General features: G+C 71.0%; 5 protein-coding genes. All 5 read left to right on the top strand.

Features of this window, described 5'->3' with window-relative positions:
* The first annotated feature begins 78 nt into the window (after nt 1-78).
* The gene (mreC, locus tag AC2CJA_RS21735; protein WP_484604359.1) at nt 79-1041 is read left to right on the top strand and encodes a rod shape-determining protein MreC; all 963 of its coding nucleotides are present in this window, start codon (nt 79-81) and stop codon (nt 1039-1041) included.
* 8 nt (nt 1042-1049) lie between these two features.
* Entirely contained in the window at nt 1050-1730 is a 681-nt protein-coding gene (gene mreD / locus AC2CJA_RS21730) for a rod shape-determining protein MreD (protein ID WP_484604358.1), read from the top strand.
* 49 nt (nt 1731-1779) lie between these two features.
* A complete protein-coding gene (mrdA, locus tag AC2CJA_RS21725; protein WP_484604357.1) occupies nt 1780-3894 on the top strand; it encodes a penicillin-binding protein 2 in 2115 nt (704 codons plus the stop codon).
* A complete protein-coding gene (rodA, locus tag AC2CJA_RS21720; protein ID WP_484604356.1) occupies nt 3891-5084 on the top strand; it encodes a rod shape-determining protein RodA in 1194 nt (397 codons plus the stop codon). Before mrdA ends, rodA begins: the two co-directional genes overlap by 4 nt.
* A gap of 150 nt (nt 5085-5234) precedes the next feature.
* Nucleotides 5235-7163 carry a TIGR03960 family B12-binding radical SAM protein gene (locus AC2CJA_RS21715; RefSeq protein ID WP_484604355.1) on the top strand — a complete coding sequence of 643 codons (1929 nt, stop codon included), beginning with the start codon at nt 5235-5237 and terminating at the stop codon, nt 7161-7163.
* Nucleotides 7164-7233 lie beyond the last annotated feature (70 nt).

Below are 7233 nucleotides of genomic sequence, written 5' to 3'. Positions count from 1 at the left end.
GCGGAGGCGAGCGGCCCGGGAAACCGGAGTGATATCACGGTCAGACAAGTCCGACAAGGGAAGGCACGGCCGTCGCACGTGAGGGATACACGAGAGAGCCGGCTGCTGCTCGTTCTGCTGGTCGCCATCGCGTTCGCACTGATCACGGTGGACATCCGCGGCGGTGAGCGATCGCCGCTGGACGGAGCGCGGCAGGTGGCCGCGTCCGTCCTCGGCCCGGTGGAGAGCGGCGTCGCCACCGCCGTCGACCCCGTCGGCAACGCCATCGCGGCCGTACGGGACTCCGGCGAACGCCACGACCGGATCAGCGTACTGGAGCAGGAGAACGCCGAACTGAAGCAGAGGCTCGCCGCCGCCGACCGCGACAACCACCGGGTCGGGCAGTTCGACGACCTGCTGAGGACCGCGGGCGCCGGGCAGTACGGCATCAAGGCCGCCCAGGTGGTCGGGATCGGCGCCGCCCAGGGCTTCTCCTGGACCGTCACCATCGACGTCGGCCGCGACGACGGCATCAGGCGTGACATGACCGTGATGAACGGCGACGGACTCGTCGGCCGGGTCACCACCGTCGGCCCGGGAACCTCCACCGTCCTCCTGGCCAACGACCCCGACTTCACCGTCGGCACCCGGATGGAGGGCACCGGCGAGCTCGGTTTCGCGGCCGGCCGCGGCGACAGCGCGCTGACCGTCCAGCTCCTCAACAGCAAGGCCGAGGTGAAGAAGGGCGACCGCCTGGTCACCTTCGGCTCCAGCAACGACCGGCCGTTCGTGCCCGGTGTGCCGGTGGGCGAGGTCATCCGGGTCGATCCGCACAGCGGCGGCCTCACCCGGACGGTGCGGGTACGGCCGTACGTCGGCTTCACCAAGCTCGACATCGTCGGCGTCGTCGTCAGACCACCGCGCACCGACCCCCGCGACGCGGTCCTCCCGCCCAGGCCGAAGGACCGGCCCGCCCCGACGGTCACCGTGACCGCCACCCCCTCCGCCGACGCCGACGCCGGCACCTCCGCGGACGCCACCCCCGGCCCCTCCAGGAGCTGACCGACAACATGCACCCCAACCGGATCCTGCTCTCGACCGCGCTCGTCGTCGCCGCCCTGGTGGTCCAGGTCAGCGTGCTGGCCCGCCTCCAGCTGCCCGGCGCCGTCCCCGACCTGCTGCTGCTGACCGTCCTCGGCCTGGCGCTGGTGTACGGCCACACCGGCGGAGCCCTGGCCGGTTTCGCGGCCGGGCTGCTGGCCGACCTCGCGCCGCCCGCCGACCACGCCATGGGCCGCTACGCCCTGGTGCTGTGCGTCATCGGCTACGCCGCCGGCCTGACCAAGCCGGAGAACGGCCAGCACCGCTCGGCCACCGTCCCGATGCTCGTCGTGGCCGGCGCCGCGCTCTCCTCCACCCTGCTCTACGCCGGCGTCGGCGCGCTGGTCGGCGACACCGCGGCCCGCCATGTCGGCCTGGGCCTGCTGCTGACCACGGCCACCCTCTACGACCTGCTGCTCGCGCCCTTCACCGTCCCGGTGGTCATGGCGCTGGCCCGCCGCACCGCGCACGATCCGCTCGCCGAGACGGCCGGCAGCGCCGGCGACGGCGCCCGCACCTACGGCGGACTGCTCGGCTCCGCAGGGCTCGGCGGACTCCGCGGCCGTGCGGGCGCCGCCCGGCGCGGCGGTCTGGCGGCCCGGGCCCCCAGGAGTGGAACGGGGCGGATCAAGGGCGTCAAGCGGCTGTGACGGCGGCGGCGACTGTGACGGCGGCGACTGTGATTGCGACGGAGACGCAGTGAGCAACATTCCCGAGACCGGGCGCACCCCCCGGGTCACCATCCGGCTGATCGCCATCCAGATCCTGGTCTTCTCCCTGATGCTCACCCTCGGCGGGCGACTGTGGTACCTGCAGGTCCGCAACGGCGAGGAGTACGCCGAGAAGGCCGCGGGCAACCATGTGCAGCAGGTCGTCCAGCCCGCCGTGCGCGGCGCCATCCTCGACGCGCGCGGTGTGCCGCTGGCCGACAACGAGACCCGGCTGGTGGTCTCCGCCAGCCGCACCGAGCTGATGAAGATGGACGACGGCGGCGAGGCCGTCCTCACCCGGCTGGCCGGTGTCCTGGACATGACGTACAAGGAGGTCTCCGAGAAGATCCGCCTGTGCGACGCCGAGACCCCGCAGCCCTGCTGGAACGGCTCCCCCTACCAGCCGATCCCGGTGACCGACGAGGCCACCACGCAGCAGGCCCTCCAGATCCGCGAGCGCCAGGAGGACTTCCCCGGCATCACCGCCGAACCCGTCGCCGTCCGCCGCTACCCGGCCCCGTACGGCGCGCGGACCTCGCAGGTCCTCGGCTACCTCTCGCCCGTCACCGACGAGGAGATCGCACAGACCAAGGACACCGGCTCCCCGCTGCTCAGCTCCGACCAGATCGGCCGCTCCGGCCTGGAGCGCCAGTACGACGCGGCGCTGCGCGGCGACGCGGGTGTGACGCGCTACAAGGTGGACAACCTCGGCCGCGTCATCGGGGAGGCCGAGAACGACAAGGGCGAGCCCGGATCCTCCCTCGTCACCAGCATCGACGCGCGCGTCCAGGCCATCGCCGAGAAGGAGTTGGCCAAGGCGATGAAGGAGGCGCGCAAGCAGCACGACCACAACACCAACCGCAACTACGAGGCGGACGCGGGCGCGGTCGTGGTGATGGAGGCGGAGACGGGCCGCATCGTGGCGATGGCCTCCGCGCCGGACTACGACCCCAACGCCTGGGTCGGCGGCATCTCCGCCAAGGACTACGCCGGGCTCACCGGCAAGAAGTCCAACTACCCGCTGCTCAACCGGGCCATCCAGGGTCTGGCCGCACCCGGCTCGATCTTCAAGGTGATCCCGACCGCCGCGGCCGTCAAGGCGGGCTACCCGTTCAACGGGCGCTACAACTGCCCGTCCTCCTACAGCATCGGCGGCCAGGTCTTCAAGAACTTCGAATCCCAGAACCACGGCATGATCGACCTCGGCCGTGCGCTGGAGGTCTCCTGCGACACCGTCTACTACGCCCTGGCGCACGAGGAGTGGAAGAAGGACGGCGGCCACAAGCCCAGGAAGAACCCCGACGACTGGTTCTACAAGATGGCCCACGAGTTCGGCCTCGGCAAGCGCACCGGCATCGACCTGCCCAACGAGGTCACCGGCCGCGTGCCCGACCGGAAGTGGAAGCGGGAGTACTGGGAGGCCAACAAGGACGCCTGGTGCGAGTACGGCAAGAAGGACGGGGACTACGTCGAGAAGATCGCGTACGAGAACTGCCTGGAGGGCAACAGACTGCGCGCCGGCGACAGCGTCAACTACTCCATCGGACAGGGCGACACACTGGTGACGCCCATTCAGATGACGGCCATCTACGCGGCCCTGAGCAACGGCGGCACCATGTACGAGCCCACCGTCGGCAAGGCCGTCATCAGCCCCGACGGCAGGACCGTCGAGGAGATCGAGCCGAAGAAGCGCGGCAGGCTGCCGATGGACGCCAGGACCCTGCGCCTGACCGACGAGGCGCTGGAGGGCGTGGCCACCCGCGGCACCGCCGCCTGGCGCTTCGCCGACGCCGGCTGGCCGCACAAGGAGATCCCCATGCACGCCAAGACCGGTACGGCCGAGGTCCACGGCAAGCAGACCACCTCGTGGTTCGCGACCTACACCGACGAGTACGCGATCGTGATGACGATCTCCCAGGGCGGTACCGGCTCCGGGGCCTCCGGCCCCGCGGTGCGCGCGATCTACGACGCCCTGTACGGCGTCGGCGAGGACGGGAAGATCGACGGGAAGAAGGCCCTGCTGCCCAAGCCGCAGAAGAAGCTTCCCGAGATCAACCCGGACGGCACCATCGAGGCCCTGCGCCAGAAGGGCTTCAAGCCGTGAGCACCCACTCCTACAACGGGCGGCCCTGGCAGGAGCGCTCCGCCTGGAGCAGACTGACGGCCCGCGACTCCGTCCTGCGCCGCCTGGACTGGACGCTGCTGCTGGCCTGCGTGGCGCTGTCCGTCCTGGGCTCGCTGCTGGTGTGGTCCGCCACCCGCAACCGCACCGAGCTGAACGAGGGCGACCCGCAGCACTTCCTGTGGCGCCATCTGATCAGCCTCGCCATCGGCGTGGCGCTGTCCGCGGGCACCGTCTGGCTCGGCCACCGCAGGCTGCGCGGCGCGGTCCCGGTGCTGTACGCCCTGTCGGTGCTGCTCACCCTGCTCGTGCTCACCCCGCTCGGCGCGACGATCAACGGCCAGCGCGCCTGGCTGGACCTGGGCGCCGGCCTGTCGCTCCAGCCCGCCGAGTTCGCCAAGATCACCATCATCCTGGGCATGGCGATGCTGCTCGCCGCCCAGGTGGACGCCGGCGACCGGCTCCACCCCGACCACCGCACGGTGGTGCAGGCCCTCGCGCTGGCCGCCGTGCCGATCGGGATCGTCATGCTGATGCCCGACATGGGATCGGTGATGGTGCTGGTCGTGATCGTGCTGGGGGTGCTGCTGGCCTCCGGCGCCTCCAACCGCTGGATCATCGGCCTGCTGGCCACGGGCGGCGTCGGCGCCGTCCTGGTCTGGCAGCTCGGCGTGCTCGACGAGTACCAGATCAACCGCTTCGCGGCCTTCGCCAATCCCGCGCTCGACCCCTCCGGCGCCGGTTACAACACCAACCAGGCCAGGATCGCCATCGGCTCGGGCGGCCTCTACGGCAAGGGGTTGTTCGAGGGCAGCCAGACCACCGGGCGGTTCGTCCCCGAGCAGCAGACCGACTTCGTCTTCACCGTCGCGGGCGAGGAGCTGGGCTTCCTCGGCGCGGGGCTGATCATCCTCCTGGTGGGCGTGGTGCTGTGGCGCGCCTGCCGCATCGCACTGGAGACGACCGAGCTGTACGGCACGATCGTCGCCGCCGGGATCATCGCCTGGTTCGCCTTCCAGTCCTTCGAGAACATCGGGATGACCATGGGCATCATGCCGGTCGCCGGTCTGCCGCTGCCCTTCGTCAGCTACGGCGGCACCTCGATGTTCGCGGTCTGGATCGCCATCGGGCTGCTCCAGTCGATCCGGGTGCAGCGCCCGGTCTCCGCCTGAGCCCGGACCCGCCCGCGTACCGGCCCCCGCCGGTACGCGGGCGCGGGGCCCGCCCCGGCAGGCGTTACGCTGGATGGTCACCCCCGTCCGCCGAACGCGCGGACCGTCAGCACAGAACCAGCGAACCCCCAGCATCCGAGGACACCACCCATGCCTGTCGAGTCGGTCTTCCCGCGCCTGGAGGCCCTCCTCCCGCACGTCCAGAAGCCGATCCAGTACGTCGGCGGAGAGCTGAACTCCACCGTCAAGGACTGGGACGCCTGCGATGTCCGCTGGGCCCTGATGTACCCCGACGCCTACGAGGTCGGCCTGCCCAACCAGGGCGTCATGATCCTCTACGAGGTCCTCAACGAGCGCGAGGGCGTGCTCGCCGAGCGCACCTACAGCGTCTGGCCGGACCTGGAGAAGCTCATGCGCGAGCACCGGGTCCCGCAGTTCACGGTGGACGCCCACCGCCCGGTCGGGGCCTTCGACCTGTTCGGCGTCTCCTTCTCCACCGAGCTGGGCTACACCAACCTGCTCACCGCCCTGGACCTGGCCGGCATCCCGCTTCGGGCGGAGGACCGCACCGCGGACCACCCCGTGGTCGTCGCCGGCGGCCACGCCGCCTTCAACCCCGAGCCGATCGCCGACTACATCGACTGCGCGGTGATCGGCGACGGCGAGCAGGCCGTGCTGGAGATCACCGAGATCACCCGGGCATGGAAGGCCGAGGGCCGCCCCGGCGGCCGCGAGGAGCTGCTGCTGCGCCTGGCGAGGACCGGCGGCGTCTACGTCCCCGGCTTCTACGACGTGGAGTACCTGCCCGACGGCCGTATCGCCCGCGTCGTGCCGGGCCGTTCCGGCGTGCCGTGGCGGGTGTCCAAGCACACCGTGATGGACCTCGACGAGTGGCCCTACCCCAAGCAGCCCCTGGTGCCGCTGGCCGAGACCGTCCACGAGCGGATGAGCGTGGAGATCTTCCGCGGCTGCACCCGCGGCTGCCGCTTCTGCCAGGCCGGCATGATCACCCGCCCGGTGCGCGAGCGCTCCATCACCGGCATCGGCGAGATGGTGGACAAGGGCCTGAAGAACACCGGCTTCGAGGAGGTCGGCCTGCTGTCGCTGTCCTCGGCCGACCACAGCGAGATCGGCGACGTGGCCAAGGGCCTGGCCGACCGCTACGAGGAGGACAAGATCGGCCTGTCGCTGCCCTCCACCCGGGTCGACGCCTTCAACATCGACCTGGCCAACGAGCTGACCCGCAACGGCCGCCGCTCGGGCCTGACCTTCGCACCCGAGGGCGGCAGCGAGCGCATCCGCAAGGTCATCAACAAGATGGTCTCCGAGGACGACCTGATCCGCACCGTCGCCACCGCCTACGGCAACGGCTGGCGCCAGGTGAAGCTGTACTTCATGTGCGGCCTGCCCACCGAGACCGACGACGACGTCCTCCAGATCGCCGACATGGCCGCCAAGGTCATCTCCAAGGGCCGCGAGGTCTCCGGGTCCAACGACATCCGCTGCACCGTCTCCATCGGCGGTTTCGTGCCCAAGCCCCACACCCCCTTCCAGTGGGCGCCGCAGCTGTCGGCCGAGGAGACCGACGCCCGCCTGGAGAAGCTGCGCGAGAGGATCCGCGCCGACAAGCGCTACGGCCGCTCCATCGGCTTCCGCTACCACGACGGCAAGCCCGGCATCGTCGAGGGCCTGCTCTCGCGCGGCGACCGGCGCGTCGGCGACGTCATCCGCGCCGTCTACGAGGCCGGCGGCCGCTTCGACGGCTGGCGCGAGCACTTCTCCTACGACCTGTGGATGGAGTGCGCCGAGCGCGCTCTGGCCCCCCACGGCGTGGACGTCCACTGGTACACCACGCGCGAGCGCACCTACGAGGAGGTCCTGCCCTGGGACCACCTCGACTCCGGCCTCGACAAGGACTGGCTGTGGGAGGACTGGCAGGACGCCCTCGACGAGACCGAGGTCGAGGACTGCCGCTGGACCCCCTGCTTCGACTGCGGCGTGTGCCCGGCGATGGACACCTCCATCCAGATCGGCCCGACGGGCAAGAAGCTCCTCCCGCTGACGGTCGTCAACAAGTAGCCCGCCGCTCGCCACGCGGGCACCGCGTCCCGGCCCGGCGCCCGGCGCGGCGGCGGGGGCGGGCGGGGCC

The sequence above is a fragment of the Streptomyces sp. ATLC9 genome (assembly GCF_057196705.1).
Note: the sequence above shows the minus strand (reverse complement) of the source record. Positions and strands in the feature narration are given on the sequence as shown.